Below are 19,886 nucleotides of genomic sequence, written 5' to 3'. Positions count from 1 at the left end.
CATGGCTGGGGAACGGCGGGGGACGGGTCTTACCGGCTTCGCCAGCATGCCGCCGGTAGCCCCGGCCCCGCCTTCCGGCAATGACCTTGAGGTTCTGGCACGGATCCGGGACCTTCTCGCCGGCGCCCCCTTTGCCCTGCTGACGGGCGCCGGCCTCAGTACCGACTCCGGCATTCCGGATTACCGCGGCCCGGATTCGCCGCCCCGTTCGCCCATGACGTACCAGGAATTCGTCCGGGACGCGGCCAACCGGCAGCGGTACTGGGCCAGGAACCACATTGGCTGGTCCCACATGCGGCATGCAGACCCGAACCAGGGCCACTATTCCGCCGCGGCGCTGGAGCGGCGCGGCTACCTCACCGGCCTGATAACCCAAAACGTTGACCGGCTGCACCAGGACGCGGGCAGCTCCAACGTGGTGGATCTTCACGGAAGGTATGACCAGGTGGTTTGCCTGGACTGACGGCGCACGTACTCCCGGCGCCTGCTGGCCGCTGTTTTTGAGGAACTCAACCCAGGCTTCCTGGAGCGGGCAGCGGCCGGCGGACTCGTGGAAATGGCCCCCGACGCTGACGCGACTGTGGAGGACCAAACCCTCATCAGCAGCTTTGTGGTGGCAGTGTGTCCCGCATGCGGGGGCACCTTGAAGCCGGATTTCGTCTACTTCGGCGAGAATGTGCCCAAGGACCGTGTGGAGCGCTCCTACGCAATGGTGGACCAGGCTGCCGCCCTGGTGGTCGCCGGTTCGTCGCTGACTGTCATGAGCGGCCTGCGGTTCGTCAGGCACGCCGCCAAGGAATCCAAACCTGTGGTCATCATCAACCGGGGCGCCACCCGTGGCGACGACAAGGCAACCATCAAGCTGGAAACCGGTGTCAGCCAGGCACTGGATTACCTCGCCGCGGAACTTCCTTCCCTGTAGGCGGGACGCTTCTTCCATGGATTCGCGTTTCCGGCCCACAGTCGGGTAGAGTCTATGTTCGTTGGTTACGGCGGAACGGCCGGAAACCACGCAATTTGGGTCTTTAGCTCAGCTGGTAGAGCGCCACGTTTACACCGTGGATGTCATCGGTTCGATCCCGGTAGGACCCACCTGTAGAACCCCGTTGTCCCCGCCTGATGGTGGAGGCAGCGGGGTTTTTTGCTGCGCCGGCCTCCTGGCGCCATTGTCAGTGCCTTGCCATAGCTTGCAGGAATGGAACACGTCATAGTGCAGACAGACAGCGACGGAATGCCGACGGCGGTGCTGAGCCGGGGCAGGGAATGGGCCGTGGGTGCCGAGCCGGTGAGATGGTTCGAGCGCGTCAACTGGTGGGAAACCAGCCGACGGATGCCCAAGGGCAGCAGCGGCGTGGACGTCGAAGTATTGCAGGTGCAGGTCAGGCTGGGAAACAACTCCAGGTCGGCCCTGACCACCATGTATCTCCAGCGGGACGGGCTGGGCGGCGGCTGGCGGCTGAGGGAACCAGTTGTGGGCGCAGCCTAGGAGGTTGAGCTCCGCGCCTTTGTCCGGGCATTGGAAAACCCTCCACCGCGACTATTGGGGGATGCCGCGGTGGAGGGCCTGGGATGAATATACCGTGAACTCCCGGAAACAAAAAGTCACGTGTGGCGGGCGTTTCACGTCATTTCCCGGTTCCGGCCGATGCTTACTGCCGAACGGGGATAAAAACCCGCGGTTGTTCCGTCCAGGTATCTGCCATTTGGGACATCGTGCGCCGCATGATCCGGTCCGAGGCCTCCCGCGCGGACACTGCGTCACCACGGGCGATCGCGTCCGCCACATCCTCATGCCACTGCAGGGCGGCCTGATGGGGGTGGTCGGGCATCAGTCCGTGGACAGTGCGTCCTGTCAGGGTTTCCGCCACCTGGCCCATGAGGTTGGCAAACATCTCGTTTCCGGAGCCTGAGAGCAGGAGCGAATGGAAGCGGATGTCCAGCTCCAGGAACCGGGCCACCTCGCCGTTGTTGCCGGCCTCACGCATGGCACGGGCCACGTCCACGAGTTCCATCCGCAGCGCTGCCGGAGCGTTCTGCGCAGCCAGCTCGGCAGCCGCAGGCTCCACTGCTGCCCGCAGTTCGGCAAGGGAGCGCAGTTGGGCGCCGCGTGCATCGCTGGCCAGACGCCACCGGATGACCTGCGGATCAAAGGGATTCCAGCGGCTGACCGGCAGCACCCGGATACCCACCCGCTTGGTGGTCTCCACCAGGCCCAGGGACTGCAGGACACGCACCGCTTCCCGGATGACCGAACGGGATACTTTGAGTTCAACCTCAAGCTGCTCAGCGAGCATGACGTGGTAAGCAGGAAGATCCCCCGAGATGATCCGCGTACCGAGGTTGTCGATGGCACGGTGGTGGAGGCTGCTGGTCATGAAGCTAAGCCTAGTTGTTGGCAGGCGTCCGGAGTTCAGGCAAGCCAGCGGCCCAGGACACTGAAAGGCAGCAGCCCTGGGCTGACACCGACACAATGGATTCCATGACGCGAACGTTACTTTCGCGTCGCCGCCAGAATATATATGCTTTATTCCGACCCCCTGATCTGGCCCGGTGACTTCCCGCCCGCGGAAGCCGGCAGCCGAGGCCAACAATGAATTGGAGTTATGGATGTCTGCACACATCGGTGTCACCGGCCTCGCCGTCATGGGCGCCAACCTCGCCCGGAACCTGGCCCGCAACGGCTTCACCGTGGCGCTGCACAACAGGTCCGTGGAGAAGACGGACGCGCTGCTGGAAAAGCACGGCTCGGAGGGTGACTTCATCCGCACCGAAACCCTGCAGGAACTGGTGGACTCCCTGGAGAAGCCCCGCCGCGTCCTCATCATGGTCAAGGCCGGCAAGCCCGTCGATTCGGTCATTGAACAGCTGGAGCCGCTGCTGGAGCCGGGCGACATCATCATCGACGCAGGCAACTCCCACTACGAGGACACCCGCCGCCGGGAAGCGGCCCTGGCCAAGAAGGACCTGCACTTCGTGGGCGTCGGCGTGTCCGGCGGCGAGGAAGGTGCGCTGAACGGCCCGTCCATCATGCCCGGCGGTTCCAAGGAGTCCTACAAGGCACTTGGCCCGCTGCTGGAAAAGATCTCCGCAAAGGTCGACGGCGAGCCCTGCTGCGCCTGGATCGGCACCGACGGCGCGGGCCACTTCGTCAAAATGGTGCACAACGGCATCGAATACGCCGACATGCAGGTCATCGGCGAGGCCTTCGACCTGCTCCGCTCCGGCGCGGGCATCGAGCCGGCCGAGCAGGCAAAGATCTTCTCCGAGTGGAACCAGGGCGAGCTGTCCTCCTTCCTGATCGAGATCTCCGCCGAGGTGCTGGGCCACGTTGACGCCAAGACCGGCAAGCCGTTCGTGGACGTCGTCGTCGACGCCGCAGGCCAAAAGGGCACCGGCCGCTGGACAGTCATCTCCGCCCTGGAACTGGGCTCGCCGGTGTCGGGGATCGCCGAGTCGGTCTTTGCCCGTGCACTGTCCTCCCAGGCCGCACAGCGCAAGCTGGGCCAGGAACTGCTGGTAAGCAACGAGGCCACCGTGGAGATCCCGGAGACGTTTGTCGAGGACGTCCGCCAGGCGCTCTACGCCTCCAAGCTGGTCTCCTACGCCCAGGGCCTGGACATGCTCACCTCCGCGGCCAAGGAATACGGCTGGGACCTGAAGCTGGACGAAATCGCGTCCCTCTGGCGCGCAGGCTGCATCATCCGCGCCGAGCTCCTCAAAGACATCACCAAGGCGTACGCCGCCGACGAGAAGCCGGCCAACCTGCTCTTCGCGCCGGCCTTCACCAAGGCCATCGCAGACGCCCTGCCGGCCTGGCGCCGAGTTGTGGCCACCGCCGTCCAGCTCGGCATTCCGGTGCCGGTGTTCTCGTCGTCCCTGGCGTACTACGACGGCCTGCGGCGCAAGCGCGTGGCCGCCGCCCTCATCCAGGGCCAGCGCGACCTGTTCGGCGCACACACCTACGGCCGAGTCGACACCGAAGGGACTTTCCACACCCTCTGGGGCGAGGACAAATCCGAGGTTGAAGCGGTGGACACGCACTAGCACCTGCTGCCGCTTAAACAACGGCGGGCAGGTTCCCGGTGACCCGGGGACCTGCCCGCCTTTTGCTGTCCTGCTAAACCAATCAGATCCGATACTCGATGTCGTATTCGGCCGGATCCACCGCGGGCTTGGTTTCCCGCTGTGCATCCCGGTGCCGCCATTTGGCGGGAACTCCGGTGATGATGGACTCCGGAGGTGCATCCTTGACCACCACGGCGTTGGCTCCCACCGCACTGTCCCGGCCAATGGTGATGGGCCCAAGGATCTTGGCGCCGGCACCGATGGTCACTCGGTCGCCGATAGTGGGATGCCGCTTGATCCTGGCCAGCGAACGGCCGCCAAGCGTCACACCGTGATAGATCATCACATCCTCGCCGATCTCGGCCGTCTCGCCAATCACCACGCCCATGCCGTGGTCGATGAAGAAGCGGCGGCCAATGGTGGCGCCCGGATGGATCTCGATCCCGGTCCAGGACCTGCCCAGCTGCGACAGGAGCCTGGCCGGGAAGCGCAGCTCCGGCTTCTGCCACATGCGGTGGGTCAGCCGGTGGATCCAGATGGCATGCAGCCCGGAATAGGCGAAAAAGTTCTCAAAAGAACCTCGAGCCGCCGGGTCATGGGACCGGGCGGCGTCGAGGTCTTCCTTTAGTCTTGCGAAAAAGCCCACAAAGTTCTTTCTACAGGAAACGGGCGGAGCGCGGACTGATCAGCCGCGGATGTCGTCATAGAGCACGGTGGAGATGTAACGCTCACCAAAGTCGCACACCACGGCCACGATCAGCTTGCCGGCGTTTTCCGGCCGCTTGGCCAGTTCCAGGGCAGCCCAGACGATGGCGCCGGAGGAGATGCCGCCAAGGATGCCCTCCTTGATGCCCAGATCGCGGGCTACGCGGACCGAATCTTCGAGGGTGGCGTCGATGACCTCATCGTAGACATTGGTGTCCAGCAGTTCCGGGATGAAGTTGGCGCCCAGGCCCTGGATTTTGTGCGGGCCGGGGGCGCCGCCGTTCAGGATGGGGGAGTCCTTGGGTTCCACGGCCACGATCTGCACACCGGGCTTGCGCTCCTTCAGGACCTGTCCAACGCCGGTGATGGTTCCGCCGGTGCCGATGCCTGCCACGAAGATGTCCACGGCGCCGTCGGTGTCGGCCCAGACCTCTTCTGCGGTGGTCTTGCGGTGGATCTCCGGGTTGGCTTCGTTGGCAAACTGCTGTGCCCAGATGGAGTTCTCGGTGTTGGCCACGATTTCCTGGGCCTTCTCCACTGCGCCGCGCATACCCTCGGAGCCCGGGGTCAGCACAATCTCCGCGCCGAAGGCACGCAGCATGACCCGGCGCTCGGTGGACATGGTCTCGGGCATGGTGAGGATGACCTTGTACCCGCGTGCGGCACCCACCATGGCCAGGGCAATGCCCGTGTTGCCGGAAGTGCCTTCAACGATGGTGCCGCCGGGCTTCAGGGCGCCGGACTTTTCCGCGGCGTCGATGATGGCGACACCGATGCGGTCCTTGACGCTGTTGGCCGGGTTGTAGAACTCCAGCTTCACGGCAACGGTGGCGTCCAACCCTTCGCTGAGCCGGTTCAGCCGAACCAGGGGGGTCCCGCCGACCAGCTGCGTTACATCGTCATAGATCCGTGCCATGTACATACGCCTATCTCTAAGGGGTGGATACTGAGGTCAGCCTAACGAGGCCGCGTAATGCCGGGCTAAGCGTTAAGCCATGCAGAGTAATATTTCCTGGCCTTGGCCAGTTTGGGGTTGATGATCACCTGGCAGTACCCCTGTTCCGGGTGCTTTGCGTAGTAATCCTGGTGGAATTCCTCCGCCACGTGGAACCGCGGCAGCCGGCTGACCTCGGTAACGATGGGGTGGGACCACAGGGCCTGGTTGCGGTCGATTGCTTCCTCGAACAGGATCTTTTCCTCATCCGTTTCGTAGAACATCGAGGAGCGGTACTGGGTGCCCACGTCGTATCCCTGCCGGTTCAGCGTGGTGGGGTCGTGCAGGGCGAAGAACATGTCCAGGATCACCTCCGCCGGGATGATGTCCTCATCGAAGGTCACCGCCACAACTTCGGCGTGCCCGGTGGTCCCGCTGCAGACCGAGTAGTAGTCCGGGTGGGGGTCGTGCCCGCCGGTGTAGCCGGACACCACGGAGGTGACGCCCCTGGTCTTCTGGTAGACGGCGTCAAGGCACCAGAAGCAGCCTCCGCCAAGAACAAAAGTTTTCATGACCTCTTCAATGGTTGACAACGCCGGAAGATTCCCCGGGCGCCCCGGCACAGCGCCGCAAACTGCGGCGGCGGGAAGCCCATGGGGTAAAACTAAGACTATGGAACCTGTGGACACCGACGTTACCGGCCAGGCAGATCACGACGGCGAGGGCACCTCCGACACGCCGCCCGCGGCGGGTTCCGCGGAGGCCCCGACATTGGCCGAGCTGCTGCTTGCGGTTGAGGAGCTGTGGCCGGAATCCCTGGCGGAGACCTGGGATGAGGTAGGGCTCGTGGCAGGCCACCCGTCCGCCCCCGTCACAAAGGTGATGTTCGCGGTCGATCCCACCCTGGAAGTCATTGAGGAAGCGGTTGAGTGGGGAGCGGAGCTGCTCATCACCCACCACCCCCTGCTGTTGAAGGGCGTTACGTCCGTGGCGGCCACGTCGGCAAAGGGGCGGGCGGTGCACCGGCTGATTGAGTCGGGGACGGCACTGTTGACCGTGCACACCAACGGCGACTCCGCCGTCGGAGGTGTCTCCGATGTCCTGGCTGACGCCCTGGGACTCCAGGACGTCGCCCCCCTGACAGTGGCGGCCAACGGGCTGCCGGAGGAAGGCATTGGGCGCGTGGGCGACCTCGCGGAGGCCATGAGCCTGGGCGACTTCTCCGCCCGCGTATTCGGAATCCTTCCCTCCGTGGCCGGGGGAGTGCGTGTCTCCGGCGACAAGGACGGGCTGGTTCGGCGCATCGCGGTTTGCGGCGGTGCCGGCGATTCGCTGTTTAACGAAGTGCGGGCCAGCAATGCGGACGTCTATGTGACCGCTGACCTTCGCCACCACCCGGCGTCGGAGGCGCGCGAGGCCGCCCTCAACGGACGGCCGTACCTGGTGGACGTTTCGCACTTTGCCAGCGAATGGCTGTGGCTGCCTGCCGCCGCCGCGGCACTGGGCAACGTCCTGTCCGACCAGGGCCATGACGTTGAGATCCTGGTCAGCACCACCAACAGCGACCCGTGGGACTTCATCCTCACTCCGGGCTAGAGTCTAGGAAGCGCCGGTTCGGTGCCCGGCCCCGGCCGGAAGGGATTTAGCGGAGGTAAAAGTGGCCAAGGCAGCACCGGCGGAACAGTTGAAGTTGCTCGAACTGCAGGGCTTGGACGCCAAGTTGAAGGGCCTCACCAACCGCCGCCGCACGCTGGAAAACGATCCCCGCATCAGGGACCTCGAGGCTGCCCTGTCCGTCGCCAACGGTGAACTGGGCGCAGCCAAGGTGGCCGTGCACGACGCCGAGGCCGCGCTGAAGCGGGCAGAGGCCGACGTCGAACAGGTTGCCTCGCGCATCGAACGCGACGAAGCACGGCTAAACAGCGGAACCGGCCTGTCCAAGGACCTGGTGGCACTTCAAAAGGACATCGCGTCGCTGAACAAGCGGCGCTCGGACCTTGAAGACGTGGAACTGGAAGTCATGGAGCGGCTCGACTCGCTGCGGGAGCGGCAGGCGGCCCAGCAGCAGATCGTCGATGACATCCAGGGGTCCTTTGGAACCATCAGGGCCGAGCTTGATGCGGCCCTGGCCGAAGTGGAAACGGAAGCGGCAGGCCTGCGTGCCCAGCGCGGCGAATTTGCCCAGGGCCTGGACGCAGGCCTGGTGGCGGTTTACGAAAAGACGCTGGCCAAGCGGGGAGTCGGTGCGGCCCGGCTCTTCCACGGCACGTCGGAAGCCTCGGGCATGAAGCTCAGCCCCGGCGACCTCGCCGAGATCAAGGCAGCTGCTGCCGACGACATCGTTTACTGCCCGGACTCCGGCGCCATCCTGGTCCGTTCGGACGAGTGGTCCTAGGCAGCCAACAGGCATCCCCCCGGGCCGGTCAGCCCGGCAGGATGATGTTCAGGGCGTGCGGCTTGCGTGGGGTCCCCGGCACCAGTTCGGCCTCCCACTGTTCGCGGGCAGCCTTCAGGAGGTCCGACGGCGTGGCCGGGGCTTTGCCGCGGCGCACCAGCAGGTGCCGCGCCAGTTCGCCGCGCGTGTGCTTGGCGAAGTGGCTCACTACCTTGCGGACACCGGCGCTCTCGGTGAAGACATTCACGGAGACGGTCTGTTCCGGCGGGGGCGCCCACGCCGCTGCGTACGTGCTGGACCGGCAGTCGACCACGAGGTGTCCCTGGGCTGCTGCGCCCAGGGTGTCGCTGAGCTGCGCCTTCCAGAACGGAGCCAGCTTACCGACGTCGGGCAGGGACGTGCCCATGGACAACCGGTAGGCGGGAACGCTGTCGCCAAAACGCAGGGCTCCCCACAGCGCCGAGATCACCAGGACGGATTCATCGGCCTTGCGGCGCTGTGCCGGCGTCAGCGTCCGGTAGCCCAGGGCGTCATACAGGACGCCCGAATAGATGCTGTGCGCCGGGGCCGCCGGTTCGGCGTGCAGGCGCGTATTGCGTTCGACGTCGTCCCGCAGGGACGCTCCGACGCCCAGCAGGGCGAGGGCATCCTGGTGGGCGCTGACCGTTCCCAGCGCGTCAAGGACCTTGGCGCGGTACGGGTTGAGCTCCGGGAAGCCCAGGTCGGTCCAGTCGACGGCGGGTCCGCGGAGCGCGGGTGTCTTGCCTTCGGAAGGGGGAAGCAGAATCAGCACCGTCCGATCCTACCGGCGGCAAAAGGCGGCCGGCGGCGCCGGTAGACTGGGACCCGGATGGGACAGCCAGACGGCCGCGCGCCACGCAAGTGGCTCGAGGAACGTCCGGGCTCCGCAGGGCAGGGTGGTGGGTAACGCCCACTCGGGGTAACCCGCAGGCCAGTGCCACAGAAAACAGACCGCCTGCATTTCCGGCTCCGGCCGAGGAGGGCAGGTAAGGGTGAAACGGTGGTGTAAGAGACCACCAGCTTCCCGGGTGACCGGGAAGGCTAGGTAAACCCCACCCGGAGCAAGGCCAGACAGGACACGTTCGAGGGCTGCCCGCCCGAGTGTCCGGGTAGGCCGCTGGAGGGTGCCGGCAACGGTACTCGTAGATGGATGGCCGTCGCTCCCTTCCCGGTAACGGCAGGGGAGAACAGAACCCGGCGTATCGGCTGTCCCATCCTTAAACCGCGTTTGACCACGGGCTATGCGTCGGGGATCCTGAACCGTGCCCGTAATTCCTGAAACCCGTCCCGCACCCGCAGCGGGCATTCCCGGCATCCGTTCACAGGGCGTTGCCCTCGCCGGCTTCCTGGCCCTTTCCGCCCTGGCCTGGGTCCTCGCCTCAGTTCCCATCATCCTTAACTCCAACGGCTGGTACGCGGGCTCGCTGAAAGCTCCGTGGATGCCGCCGTCGTGGATGTTCCGCACCACCTGGATGGTGCTCTATGCCGGCGTGGCGGCAGCCGCCTGGCTGGTCTGGCGCAAAGGGCGCCTGTCCGGGGCCACCCTTGCCGGCTATGTGATGCAACTGCTGCTCAACACCGCGTGGCCGGTGACGTTCTTCGCCATGTATCCCATGCTTGGAGTGGTGGCCCTGTGGGCAGCCTTTGCTGTCATCTGCGCGCTGACCGCAACCCTGGCGTTCCTGATCCTGCGCTTCGGACCGGTGGACGCCGCCGCCGGATACCTGGTGCTGCCGTACTTTTCCTGGCTCGTGTTCTCCGCCAGCCTGAACCTGTACTCCGCCATCCACAACTGAAGGGCGGCAGTTTCAGCTGGGTGGTCCGCCCCGGCCGTGTGAGTGATTTCACGCAGCGCAAACGTGCTCCCTGCGGCGGGCCAAATTAGAATGGATCCCGGACGCAGGAGTTCTACCGCCGAAAGTTGCGTCCGCAACCGGCGGTTTTTCTTTGCACGCGATCCAGGCGCCTGGGGACCATCCCCTGCGGGCGCCGGTGCCCCTGGACATCATCAGGTGGCCTACATCTGTGTACGACGACGTACACGGCTGAACCGAGGAAGGTATTTCTGTGAGCCAGACGTCTGATTCTTGTCTTGATACGTGGATGGGCCGGGAGGCCCTCGCCGAGGCCATGATCCCGGTTATCGGCAGGCTGTACCGCGAAAACAACGTGGTGACCAGCATCCACGGCCGGAGCCTGATCAACAAGTCCACCATGAACATCCTCAAGGCGCACCGCTTCGCGCGCCGGATGAGCAAGGACGAACTGCTCCTGGAGGACACGGCGCCCCTGCTGAACACGCTGGCCGGACTCGAACTCGGCGCCGCCGCGATCGACATCGCCCGCCTGAACCAGAAGTTCAAGGAAGAAGGCAACGGCGCCACGCTGGAGGAATTCCTCCGCGACGAGCTCGCCGAGATCGTGGGCAAGCGGGGCGGCGATGACCGCACCAGCACCGACGTCGTGCTCTACGGCTTTGGCCGCATCGGCCGCCTCCTGGCACGCCTCCTCATCGAAAAGGCCGGCGGTGGCCACGGCCTGCGCCTGCGCGCCATCGTGGTGCGCCGCGGATCCGACAACGACCTCTCCAAGCGCGCCAGCCTGCTGCGCCGCGACTCCGTCCACGGCTCCTTCGAGGGCACCATCCGGATCGACGAGGCCGCCAACACCATCACGGCCAACGGTGTCCAGATCCAGGTCATCTACTCCAACGACCCCGCCACCATCGACTACACCGCCTACGGCATCAACAACGCCCTCGTGGTGGACAACACCGGCCGCTGGCGCGACGCCGAAGGCCTGTCCCAGCACCTGCAGAGCAAGGGCGTTGCGCGGGTCCTGCTGACCGCGCCGGGCAAGGGTGAACTGAAGAACATCGTCCACGGCATCAACCACCGGGACATCACCGACTCGGACAAGATCATCTCCGCGGCGTCCTGCACCACCAACGCCATCACCCCGGTCCTGAAGGCCATTAACGACAAGTTCGGCGTGGTCCACGGCCACGTGGAAACCGTCCACTCCTTCACCAACGACCAGAACCTCATCGACAACTTCCACAAGGGCGACCGCCGCGGCCGTTCCGCTGCACTGAACATGGTCATCACCGAAACCGGTGCCGCCAAGGCAGTGGCAAAGGCGCTGCCCGAACTCCTGGGCAAGCTCACCGGCAGCTCCATCCGCGTCCCCACGCCGGACGTTTCGCTGGCCATCCTGAACCTCACCCTTGAAAACGGCACCACCAAGGACGAGGTCAACAACTACCTGCGTGAAATGTCGCTGCACTCGGACCTGCGCAAGCAGATCGACTACATCGACTCGCCCGAGGTTGTCTCCACCGACTTCGTCGGATCCCGCCGCGCCGGGATCGTGGACGGCCTGGCCACCGTGTCCACGGACAAGAACCTGGTCCTCTACGTCTGGTACGACAACGAGTTCGGCTACAGCTGCCAGGTGGTCCGCGTCATGGAAGAGATGGCCGGCGTGAATCCGCCGTCCTTCCCCGCCAAGGAAAGCGCTGCCGCCCTGGCCGCGATCGCCGTCTAGCCACATCCGGCCGCGTCCTGCGAATTCCCGGCTGATTCTCTGGAATCAGCCGGGAAACGGGACCACACTGGTGGCATGGACAACGAATCGACACTTCAGCACGAAACCACCCTCGAGCACGCACTGGACGTGGCCAAAGCCAACCATAAGGAAGCCGTGCGGCTCCTGGAACGCGCCCGTGCAGCCCAGAGGACCGGGGACGTCACCGACGAGCGGGTGCGCCAGCTCGAGAACCTGCTGTCCATAGCGGAAGAAGACCTGCGACGGGTCACCAGGGAACAATAACCAGGCGCCGTGCACGGCGCTGTGATCCATCACTCGTCCCCAACAGTGTGGATATCAGCGGCCTACCGCGGCCTTTGTCCTAGGCTCTTGGGGTGCCCGATTTCCCCTTCCCGGCGTCAACCCCATGACCGTCAGCTGGTCCGCTTACCGCCGCGCACGCCGCCGTTCCCGGCAGGCCTGGGCGCTTCTTGTGACGGCTGCGGTTTCCATCATTGCCGCACTGTTCTGGTTCTTCACCGCCGGACAGTTCGCGGCAGCGGGGCCCGCCACTGAGGGGCCCACGGAGGCCCCGGTCTTCGACACTGCCTGGATGAAGCCGGTCCAGGAACCCAACCCGGTGCCGGCCGGCAGCGCCGTCGCAGCCCTGGACGGCCTGGCCGTCAAGGGGCGGGCGCCCAGCAGCGATTACAGCCGGGAGGCCTTTGGCCAGGCCTGGCTCGATGTGGACCGGAACGGCTGCGATACCCGCAATGACATTCTTCGCCGGGACCTCGCCGATGTTGTGTTCTCGGAGGGTTCCTCCTGCAAGGTGACGGCCGGGCACTTCCGGGAACCCTACACAGGGCAGGACGTCGATTTCCGGCGTGGTTCCGACAGCAGCCGCGCGGTCCAGATCGATCATGTCGTCGCCCTGGGTGATGCCTGGCAAAAGGGTGCCCAGCGTTTGGGGCCGAAGGAACGCCAGAGTCTGGCAAACGATCCGCTGAACCTCATCGCGGCGGACGGCGCCGCCAATCAGCAAAAAAGCGCGGGGGACGCCGCTACCTGGCTGCCGAAAAATACGGCAATCCGCTGCCACTATGTGGCCCGGCAGATTTCCGTGAAGGCCGCGTACGGGCTGTGGGTAACGGCAGCAGAAAAGGATGCCATGAAGCGGGTCCTGGCTTCCTGCCCCGAGCAGCAGACCATCACGGCAGGCTGACCGGCATCCGCCGGCACGGGTCGGTGGCTAACGGCTCAGCGGCTGAACCTGGTCAGTGTCCGAAGGGGTCCGGGTCAACGCCAGGCATCCAGGTCAGCCCCGGCACGCCCCAGCCGTTCTTCTTGGCCTGCTTCATGGCCTTGCGGGAATACCGGTCCATCAGCCGGTTGACGTACAGCTTGCCGTCCAGGTGGTCATACTCGTGCTGGATGACCCTGGCAAACCAGCCGGTGGCTTCGAAGCGGACCGGTTCCCCGAACCCGTCAAAGCCCTCCACCCGGGCCCATTCGGCCCGCTTGAGCGGATACTGTTCGCCCGGGAAGGACAGGCAGCCCTCTTCCTCCTCGTCAGGATCGGGAGCAGCACCCGAGACCTTGGACAGGGTCAGGACGGGATTCACCAGGACTCCGGTTGGGGGAGCGCCGTCGTCATTGGCGTACTTGTAAACGAAGATCCGCTTGCCGACGCCGATCTGGGGGGCGGCCAGGCCCACCCCGTTGGCGGCGTCATTGGTTTCGAACATGTCGGCGATCAGGGTGCGCAGTTCGTCGTCGAAGACCTCCACCTCGGCGGCGCGGCGGTGCAGGACAGGCTCGCCCCAGATGGTGATCGGCAGAACGGTCATATCAGTAGTCCTTCGGCTTCGCGGTATCCCCGGCTGCAATGCGTGTACCGGTGGGGCACGACAAAGGAGGCCGCACCGGATATCCGGTGCGGCCTCCTTTGTTGACGGCTGCATGTGCCGCCCCGTGAGGGTGAGCGACGGGGGTTGAACCCGCGACCTCCTGGACCACAACCAGGCGCTCTGCCAACTGAGCTACGCCCACCATGTGCCTCAAGGGAATTCCACCGGAGCGGCTCCCTGGAAACGCAACTCAAATAGCTTACCTGCTCGAAAGGGGTGCTTTGTCCACTTTCTGCGATTTGAGCGAAATTTCATCAAAACGTGGCGCAGATTACTCCCCGGACCGGTCCCCGGCGTCCCCGTTGGTGATGCCCTTGGCAATCTTCTGGGCGGTGGCGCTGTCCGGTCCGGGGGCGGGGACGAACACTGCCTCCCGGTAGTAGCGGAGCTCGTCGATGGAATCCTTGATGTCTCCCAGCGCGCGGTGGCCGCCCTTTTTCGCCGGCGACTGGAAGTACGCCCGGGCGTACCACCGGCGCGACAGCTCTTTGATGGTGCTGACGTCAATGACCCGGTAGTGCAGGTGCTCCACCACGGCAGGCATGTCGCGGGACAGGAACACCCGGTCGGTTCCCACGGAGTTGCCGCCCAGAGGTGCTTTGCGCGGATCCGGGACCCAGGTGGAGATGTACTCCATGACCGCGGCCTCTGCTTCTGCCATCGTCTTGCCGTGCGGCAGCTCCGCCAGCAGCCCGGACTTGGTGTGCATGTCCCGGACGAAGTCGGACATCTGGGCCACGGCGGCATCGTCGGGTTTGATGACGACGTCGACGCCGTCGCCAAGGATGTTGAGCTCCGAATCGGTGACCAGTGCTGCCACCTCGATCAGGGCGTCGTTCTTGATGTCCAGGCCGGTCATTTCGCAGTCGATCCAGACGATTCGTTCGTTAGATATAGGCACCGGACCAGCCTACCGTTACACTTCCGGGCACCCTGCCGATGCTAGGATTTCGGGTACGCGGCGGGTCGCCCTTCCGCCCCTTAATCGTATCCCGGCCGGCCCGCGCGGCCCGCCGGATCAACCGCGGAAAACGCAAGAAGATTGGACGATCCTGAGATGACGGCGCCTGTGCCCGCAACGGGGGAGATGGCGGCGGCCGGTATTGCCGGAACGGGCAGTGCCGAGGTGGACAATCCGCGCTCACCCCTGCTTGCCGGCTTCCTGGGCTCCATGTTCATGATGATTGGCTCCACTGGCGTCGGCTGGCTGGCCCCGGTCTCGGAGCTGCGCCGGATGCCCGTGTTCATCTGGATGCGGACGGAGGCTCCCGGCGTGGCGCTGTCCATCGTCCTGGTGGCCGTCGGCGGCATGCTGCTGGTGCGTGCCTGGCTGCGGCTGGGCCAAAAGGTCCGGGTGTGGGGTGAACAGGCACGGCGGGCAACCCTGTCCGCGGTGGTGGCATGGGGACTTCCCATGATGTTCAGCGTGCCGCTGTTCAGCCGCGACGTCTATGCGTACATCGGGCAGGGGCGCCTGATGGTGGAGGGCTTCAATCCGTACGAAAACGGCATTTCCGCCCTGTCCAACTACTTCCAGCTCGGCGCCGACAAAATGTGGACCGAGGCGCCGGTTCCCTACGGCCAGCTGTTCCTGTGGATCGAGCAGTTCGTCGTCTGGGTAACCAACGTCCAGCCGGAGGCGTGTGTCATGCTCTTCCGGCTGGTGGCGCTGGCCGGTGTGGTGCTCTGCGTCGTCTACGTGCCCCGGCTCGCTGAACTGCACGGCGTGAACCCGCACCGGGCCCTCTGGCTGACCGTGGCCAACCCGCTCTTCCTGACCAATTTCATCGCCAGTGTCCACAATGACTCCCTGATGATCGGGCTTGCCCTGGCGGGCCTGTACTACTCCGCGACCCGGCGCCCGGTCCGCGGCATCGCCCTGGTGACCCTCTCCATCGCGGTGAAGCCCATCACCATTGTCTTCCTGCCGTTCATCGGGCTCCTGTGGGCGGGCCGGAATGCGGGCTGGCTCCGGAAAGTGGCGTTTTGGGCCCTGACGGTAAGCCTGAGCCTGGCGCTGTTGACCGCCATGAGCATGGTCAACGGGTTCGGTTTCGGCTGGATCAATGGCCTTTCCGCACCAGGCAGCATTTCGATCTGGTACGCCCCGGTGGGCTTGATTGGCATGGTGGTGGGATCCCTGGCCAATGCTTTCGGCTTTGACGGTTCGGTCCCCGCCGGTTGGGTGTTCGACGCCGGGAAGCTGCTTGCCGTCGGCATCGTCGCCTGGCAGATCTTCAAGGGTGACTACGACCGCCTCATGCGCCGCCTCACTCTTGCCCTGGCGGCCGTGGTCCTGCTGGCCCCCATCATCCAGGCCTGGTACGTCGTCTGGCTCATACCGCTCTTTGCCGTGACCGGCATCAGGAACGACTGGCAGGTCAAGGCCCTGTACTTCGTGGTGTCCTTCTTCATGATCTACGCCATTTCGGACCAGTTGGACGTTTTCCCGTACCTCCAGACCCAGGACCTCGGCTTCGCCCTCGCCCTGGCCCGGATTGCCGCGGCGCTGACCGCCCTGCTCTTTGCCCTGTACCTGATCTTCTGGGACCCCGGCACCCGCAGGCTGTTCCGCAAATCGCACCAGCCCGTCGTCGAACGTCCGGTGATTTAGCGGCCGCTATCGCTGTGCGGCCCGGGCGCTTATCCTGCGCAGGGCCTCCCTGCGCGACAGCGGACTCATGGCGTCCCGGTTGCGGGAAACGAACGCCTCCACCCACTCCGGTGCGGTCTTGGCGTACTCGCGCAGCGCCCAGCCGATGGCTTTGCGGATGAAGAACTCCTGGTCCGCCAGGTTCGGCTCGATGATGGCGGCGAGCAGTTGTGTGTCGGTGGCCTTCCCGGCGCGCAGCTGCGACGTAATGGCGGCCCTGCGGATCCAAAGGTCCGGGTCCTTGCTCCACTGCAGCAGGAGCCTGGACATCTCCGTGGGGTGCGCCTGCAGCAGGGTGCAGATCCGGCCGGACACGCCGTCGGCAAAGTCCCACCATGCACCTGTCCGGATAATTTCCTCGTACACAGGAATCATGTCCAGGTCGGAGGCCACCAGCCGGTGTGCTGTCAGGTCGATGGCCGCGTACTTCTCCTCCCGGAACGTGGAGGTGCGCCACAGGTCCAGCACGGTGGCCCGCAGCTGCCCGGCGGAAACCGGCGGATGGTCCCGTGCAGCACGTTCCGCGATCCGCCGCACCTCGGGAACCCGTACGCCGAGCGAGGGGAGGAGGGACCTCATGTAGGCCTGCGCCCCCACAGCCCTGGCGGGGTCGGCCAATCCGTGGAGCGCACCCCTGACGGAGGCGATGAGGTCCTGGTCGGCGGCCGTGTCCATGGGGCAACTTTAGTCAGGGGGCAGCACAGGCGGTGCGGTAGGCTGGTGAGCGCTAACACACTTCGACGCAGAGGGAACCATGCCCGGAACTGAAGTCCACCTCGCCCACGGACCCTACTCCGCCGTCGTCACCCTCCGCGGCGGGGCGCTCAGGGAGCTGCGGCACGGGGACAGGGACCTGGTGGTGGGCTTTGGCCCCGACGGACCCGTACCCGACTACCGCGGCGTCATCTGCGCGCCCTGGCCCAACCGCCTGGCGGACGGCACCTACTCCTATGCAGGCAAGGCCTATGCCGCTGCCGTCAACGAACCGGACCGCGGCGCTGCCCTGCATGGTCTTGCCATCCACAGGCCATGGGAGGTGCTGGAAGCGGCCGCGGACCGCGCCGTCCTGGGTTGCCGCATTCCGGCCGGCCCGGATTACCCGGGGGACCTGGAGTTGTCGGTTACCTATGCGCTCTCCGCCGACGGGCTCCATGGCACGGTGCGGGCGGTCAACACCGGTGCCGCTGCCGCCCCGTACGGGGTGTGCCCCCATCCCTACCTGGTGGCCGGTCCGTCCCCGCTGGACGACTGGTCGCTGGATCTGCAGGCCGCTGCCTACCTGGAGGTGACACCCGACCGGCTGCTGCCCGTGGGCATGCGGCAGGTGGACGGGGATGCCTTCGACTTCCGTTCGCCCCGGCGTCTGGGGCCGGTGAAGATCGACCATGCCTTCACGGACATCGCCCGGGAGGGTACGGGCCTGGCCCGGGTACGGGTACTGGACCCGTCAGGTACAGGTGTGGAACTCGAATGGGGCGCCGAGTGGCCCTGGGTCCAGGTGCACACCGGCGACAAACCCGCCGGCCCGGACCGGCTGGGCCTGGCCGTTGAACCCATGACGTGTCCGCCTGATGCCCTCCATTCAGGGACGGACCTGGTGCATCTGCAGCCCGGCCAGGCCCATTCGGCGGGCTGGACCATCCGGGCGCTGGGCTAGGCGGGCGTGGGCTAGGCGGGGATGAGCTAGGCGGGGTCGGCCGTGGCGGCTTGCCTGAGGGGGTCCGTCCACCCGGCACGCTGCAGCCAGGCTGCGCACAGTGCGGTCCACTGCCGGGGTCCGGGTTGATCTGCGGCAAGCCCCAGCCCATGCCGTCCCTGCGGGAAGACATGCAGTTCCGCCGGAACGCCGGCGGCAAAGAGTGCCCTGGCGTAGTTCAGGCTGTTGCTCACCGGAACGGCGTCGTCGTCAGCTGTATGCCAGAGGAAGGCCGGCGGTGTCCGGGGGGTGACGTTCAGCTCCGGCGAGAGGGCCCTGAGGAGGTCCGACGGCGGCGCGCCGCCAAGGAGGTTCTCCACCGATCCCTGGTGCGCCTCGTGGGTCAGTGATGCAACGGGGTAGCAGAGCACCGAGAGGGCGGGGATGGCGGCGGGCACGTCCAGGTCCGGGTTCCCGGTGGCGGCTGCCGTGCTGAGGGTGGCCGCCAGGTGGCCGCCGGCGGAGAAGCCCAGGACGCCGATGCGCTCCGGGTCAACGGCAAACCCGTGCTGTCCCTTCCTGATGTGGAGCATGGCTTCCTTTGCGTCCCCCAGGGGAGCAGGGTGCCGGTCAGGGGCCACCCTGTAGCGGAGGACGAAGGCGTGGATGCCCAGGGACGCCAGCCACTCTGCAACGGGCTCCGCTTCGTGATCAGCCTGGCGGGCGTATCCTCCTCCCGGCAGGACCATGATGGCCGGCCGGGCGCCGCAGCCCCGGAATGGGCCGGAACTGCCGTAAGCGCACCCGGCGCCATCAGGCGGCAGCCTCGGTGCTGCGCCGCAGCGTGACCTCGCCTGTGATGTCACCGGGTGAAGCGTCTTCGGCCCCGTCCCCGTCGTCGCCGGCAAGCCTCCGCTGGGTGGCCCGGGTGGCCAGGCGCCCAATGTCCTCCAGCGGCAGGCGTACCGTGGAAAGAGCCGGCCGGAAGTCGCGGAGGGTCTCAATATCGTCGAACCCGGCGATGGCGGCGTCGCGGGGGATGCGGAGCCCTTCGGACCGCAATGCCGCCGCGGCCCCGATGGCCATCACATCGTTGACGGCGAAAATGCACAGTTTGGCTGCGCCGCCCCCGTCACCGGTCGGGCCCCCTTCCCCGGACGGGCGCGCGTTGGTCCGGGCTGCCTTGATCCGGGCAGCCAGTTCAAGCCCGGCGTCATATCCTCCGGACCGGTTGAACGCGCTGCGGAGCACTTCCGCCGGCCGGCGCCCGGCCCGTTCCAGTCCCTCCTGGAAACCGCGGACCCGGTCATCGGAGGTCAGGAGCCCTTCGGGACCGCCGACAATGACGAAGTCCCCGTCCCAGCTGCCCGCAAGTTCGGTGGCCAGCCGGCCGGCCAGCTCCTGGTTGGGCACTTTCACCACGTGGTACCCCTCCGGAGCAGTTGCACCCACGACGGGATGGCCCACCACGGCCACCTGCCCGCCGTTGCGGCAATACCGGTCCAGTTCGGCTGCCAGCTCGCTGTTGCCGTCCTTGTCCTCGTCGCGGCACGAGCGGGAACCGGCGATCACGATCGAATCTGCGCGGCGGGCCGCGAACGCAGCCACCGCTTCCTTTTCCTCCGCGGGGCCGCCGCCGGTGGTGGCAAGGAGCACCATCTTCCGCTGTTCCCGGGCGGCTTCCTGCACGCCCCTGGCAATGGCCGCGAAGTAGGGATCGGCAATGTCATGGACGATCAGGCCGATCAGGCCGGAACTGGATTTCGCCAGGCCCTGCGCCTGGGCGTTGGGGATGTAGCCAAGCGACTCAGCCGCCTGCCGGACCCGGTCGGCAATGTCCTTCCCCGGCTTGCGGGCGGATCCGTTCAGCACGCGGGAGGCCGTGGCGGGGGAAACGCCGGCAAGGCGGGCCACCTCGGTAAGGGTACTTGCAGCCACTGCATCTCCTGGTCTTGTACGGGCTCGAAGGCTAAAGCACATTATGGCAGTTCAAACTACTTCCGGAAAGCGCTTGCCAAGGGGAAGCGCGCCGTGCATCA

19 protein-coding genes, 2 tRNA genes, 1 other RNA gene and 2 pseudogenes are annotated in these 19,886 nt (G+C 66.0%); 13 read left to right on the top strand and 11 right to left on the bottom strand.

Annotated elements, in window-relative coordinates; genetic code table 11:
* Window position 1: 1 nt before the first annotated feature.
* The 3 genes and pseudogenes from NMQ03_RS12605 (at window position 2) to NMQ03_RS12595 (ending at window position 1,486) form a co-directional block, all read left to right on the top strand.
* A pseudogene (locus tag NMQ03_RS12605) lies at window positions 2–922 on the top strand (Sir2 family NAD-dependent protein deacetylase).
* Between the two features lie 97 nt (window positions 923–1,019).
* Window positions 1,020–1,092: transfer RNA gene (locus NMQ03_RS12600), tRNA-Val, on the top strand.
* 103 nt (window positions 1,093–1,195) lie between these two features.
* Window positions 1,196–1,486, top strand: a complete 291-nt coding sequence (locus NMQ03_RS12595; RefSeq protein WP_255172485.1) for a hypothetical protein — start codon at window positions 1,196–1,198, stop codon at window positions 1,484–1,486.
* 163 nt (window positions 1,487–1,649) lie between these two features.
* On the opposite strand, the gene NMQ03_RS12590 is transcribed toward NMQ03_RS12595, so the two are convergent.
* Window positions 1,650–2,375, bottom strand: a complete 726-nt coding sequence (locus NMQ03_RS12590) for a FadR/GntR family transcriptional regulator (RefSeq protein WP_255172484.1) — start codon at window positions 2,373–2,375, stop codon at window positions 1,650–1,652.
* Window positions 2,376–2,607: 232 nt separating this feature from the next.
* Here NMQ03_RS12590 and gndA point away from each other — a divergent pair, with 232 nt between their 5' ends.
* Window positions 2,608–4,044 carry an NADP-dependent phosphogluconate dehydrogenase gene (gene gndA, locus NMQ03_RS12585; RefSeq protein WP_255172483.1) on the top strand — a complete coding sequence of 479 codons (1,437 nt, stop codon included), beginning with the start codon at window positions 2,608–2,610 and terminating at the stop codon, window positions 4,042–4,044.
* 82 nt (window positions 4,045–4,126) lie between these two features.
* Here the strand turns inward: gndA and epsC are convergent, their stop codons facing one another.
* From epsC to msrA, 3 genes are all read right to left on the bottom strand, one after another.
* The gene (gene epsC / locus NMQ03_RS12580) at window positions 4,127–4,711 is read right to left on the bottom strand and encodes a serine O-acetyltransferase EpsC (protein ID WP_159631761.1); all 585 of its coding nucleotides are present in this window, start codon (window positions 4,709–4,711) and stop codon (window positions 4,127–4,129) included.
* Window positions 4,712–4,750: 39 nt separating this feature from the next.
* Window positions 4,751–5,686 (bottom strand): cysteine synthase A, encoded by a 936-nt coding sequence (gene cysK / locus NMQ03_RS12575; RefSeq protein WP_159631762.1) that lies wholly within the window; start codon window positions 5,684–5,686, stop codon window positions 4,751–4,753.
* A gap of 65 nt (window positions 5,687–5,751) precedes the next feature.
* A complete protein-coding gene (gene msrA / locus NMQ03_RS12570) occupies window positions 5,752–6,276 on the bottom strand; it encodes a peptide-methionine (S)-S-oxide reductase MsrA (protein ID WP_255172482.1) in 525 nt (174 codons plus the stop codon).
* 100 nt (window positions 6,277–6,376) lie between these two features.
* On the opposite strand from msrA, the gene NMQ03_RS12565 reads away from it, so the two are divergent.
* Both NMQ03_RS12565 and NMQ03_RS12560 read left to right on the top strand, forming a co-directional pair.
* Window positions 6,377–7,300 (top strand): Nif3-like dinuclear metal center hexameric protein, encoded by a 924-nt coding sequence (locus NMQ03_RS12565; RefSeq protein ID WP_255172481.1) that lies wholly within the window; start codon window positions 6,377–6,379, stop codon window positions 7,298–7,300.
* Window positions 7,301–7,361: 61 nt separating this feature from the next.
* Complete coding sequence (locus NMQ03_RS12560) at window positions 7,362–8,099, top strand: zinc ribbon domain-containing protein (protein ID WP_255172480.1); 738 nt, start codon at window positions 7,362–7,364, stop codon at window positions 8,097–8,099.
* A gap of 28 nt (window positions 8,100–8,127) precedes the next feature.
* On the opposite strand, the gene NMQ03_RS12555 is transcribed toward NMQ03_RS12560, so the two are convergent.
* Complete coding sequence (locus NMQ03_RS12555) at window positions 8,128–8,892, bottom strand: YaaA family protein (RefSeq protein WP_255172479.1); 765 nt, start codon at window positions 8,890–8,892, stop codon at window positions 8,128–8,130.
* Window positions 8,893–8,950: 58 nt separating this feature from the next.
* On the opposite strand from NMQ03_RS12555, the gene rnpB reads away from it, so the two are divergent.
* From rnpB to NMQ03_RS12530, 5 genes are all read left to right on the top strand, one after another.
* Window positions 8,951–9,338: RNase P RNA component class A (gene rnpB, locus NMQ03_RS12550), an RNA gene on the top strand.
* Window positions 9,339–9,382: 44 nt separating this feature from the next.
* Window positions 9,383–9,916, top strand: a complete 534-nt coding sequence (locus NMQ03_RS12545; RefSeq protein ID WP_255172478.1) for a TspO/MBR family protein — start codon at window positions 9,383–9,385, stop codon at window positions 9,914–9,916.
* Window positions 9,917–10,223: 307 nt separating this feature from the next.
* Window positions 10,224–11,666 carry a glyceraldehyde-3-phosphate dehydrogenase gene (locus tag NMQ03_RS12540; RefSeq protein ID WP_255172477.1) on the top strand — a complete coding sequence of 481 codons (1,443 nt, stop codon included), beginning with the start codon at window positions 10,224–10,226 and terminating at the stop codon, window positions 11,664–11,666.
* Window positions 11,667–11,741: 75 nt separating this feature from the next.
* A complete protein-coding gene (locus NMQ03_RS12535; RefSeq protein WP_255172476.1) occupies window positions 11,742–11,951 on the top strand; it encodes a hypothetical protein in 210 nt (69 codons plus the stop codon).
* 124 nt (window positions 11,952–12,075) lie between these two features.
* Window positions 12,076–12,873, top strand: a complete 798-nt coding sequence (locus NMQ03_RS12530) for an HNH endonuclease family protein (protein WP_255172475.1) — start codon at window positions 12,076–12,078, stop codon at window positions 12,871–12,873.
* A gap of 52 nt (window positions 12,874–12,925) precedes the next feature.
* On the opposite strand, the gene def is transcribed toward NMQ03_RS12530, so the two are convergent.
* The 3 genes from def to orn form a co-directional block, all read right to left on the bottom strand.
* Window positions 12,926–13,498: a peptide deformylase gene (gene def, locus NMQ03_RS12525; RefSeq protein WP_255172474.1), complete on the bottom strand. Its 573-nt coding sequence runs from the start codon at window positions 13,496–13,498 to the stop codon at window positions 12,926–12,928.
* A gap of 129 nt (window positions 13,499–13,627) precedes the next feature.
* Window positions 13,628–13,700, bottom strand: a tRNA-His gene (locus NMQ03_RS12520).
* 129 nt (window positions 13,701–13,829) lie between these two features.
* Window positions 13,830–14,417 carry an oligoribonuclease gene (orn, locus tag NMQ03_RS12515; protein ID WP_255175602.1) on the bottom strand — a complete coding sequence of 196 codons (588 nt, stop codon included), beginning with the start codon at window positions 14,415–14,417 and terminating at the stop codon, window positions 13,830–13,832.
* 198 nt (window positions 14,418–14,615) lie between these two features.
* Between orn and mptB the strand changes: the two genes are divergently transcribed.
* Window positions 14,616–16,172, top strand: coding sequence for a polyprenol phosphomannose-dependent alpha 1,6 mannosyltransferase MptB (mptB, locus tag NMQ03_RS12510; protein ID WP_255172473.1), 1,557 nt, complete (start codon window positions 14,616–14,618; stop codon window positions 16,170–16,172).
* Window positions 16,173–16,178: 6 nt separating this feature from the next.
* Here the strand turns inward: mptB and NMQ03_RS12505 are convergent, their stop codons facing one another.
* On the bottom strand, window positions 16,179–16,886 hold the full coding sequence (locus NMQ03_RS12505) for a DNA alkylation repair protein (RefSeq protein WP_255172472.1): 708 nt from the start codon (window positions 16,884–16,886) through the stop codon (window positions 16,179–16,181).
* Window positions 16,887–16,965: 79 nt separating this feature from the next.
* Between NMQ03_RS12505 and NMQ03_RS12500 the strand changes: the two genes are divergently transcribed.
* The gene (locus tag NMQ03_RS12500; RefSeq protein ID WP_255172471.1) at window positions 16,966–17,868 is read left to right on the top strand and encodes an aldose 1-epimerase family protein; all 903 of its coding nucleotides are present in this window, start codon (window positions 16,966–16,968) and stop codon (window positions 17,866–17,868) included.
* 26 nt (window positions 17,869–17,894) lie between these two features.
* On the opposite strand, the pseudogene NMQ03_RS12495 reads toward NMQ03_RS12500, so the two are convergent.
* Together NMQ03_RS12495 and NMQ03_RS12490 are read right to left on the bottom strand one after the other, a co-directional pair.
* A pseudogene (locus NMQ03_RS12495) lies at window positions 17,895–18,661 on the bottom strand (alpha/beta hydrolase).
* The gene (locus NMQ03_RS12490; RefSeq protein WP_255172470.1) at window positions 18,661–19,785 is read right to left on the bottom strand and encodes a LacI family DNA-binding transcriptional regulator; all 1,125 of its coding nucleotides are present in this window, start codon (window positions 19,783–19,785) and stop codon (window positions 18,661–18,663) included. The pseudogene NMQ03_RS12495 and the gene NMQ03_RS12490 overlap by 1 nt, the downstream one beginning before the upstream one ends.
* Between the last annotated feature and the right edge of the window lie 101 nt (window positions 19,786–19,886).

This window comes from Arthrobacter sp. DNA4 (assembly GCF_024362385.1).
GTDB lineage: Bacteria > Actinomycetota > Actinomycetes > Actinomycetales > Micrococcaceae > Arthrobacter.
Note: the sequence above shows the minus strand (reverse complement) of the source record. Positions and strands in the feature narration are given on the sequence as shown.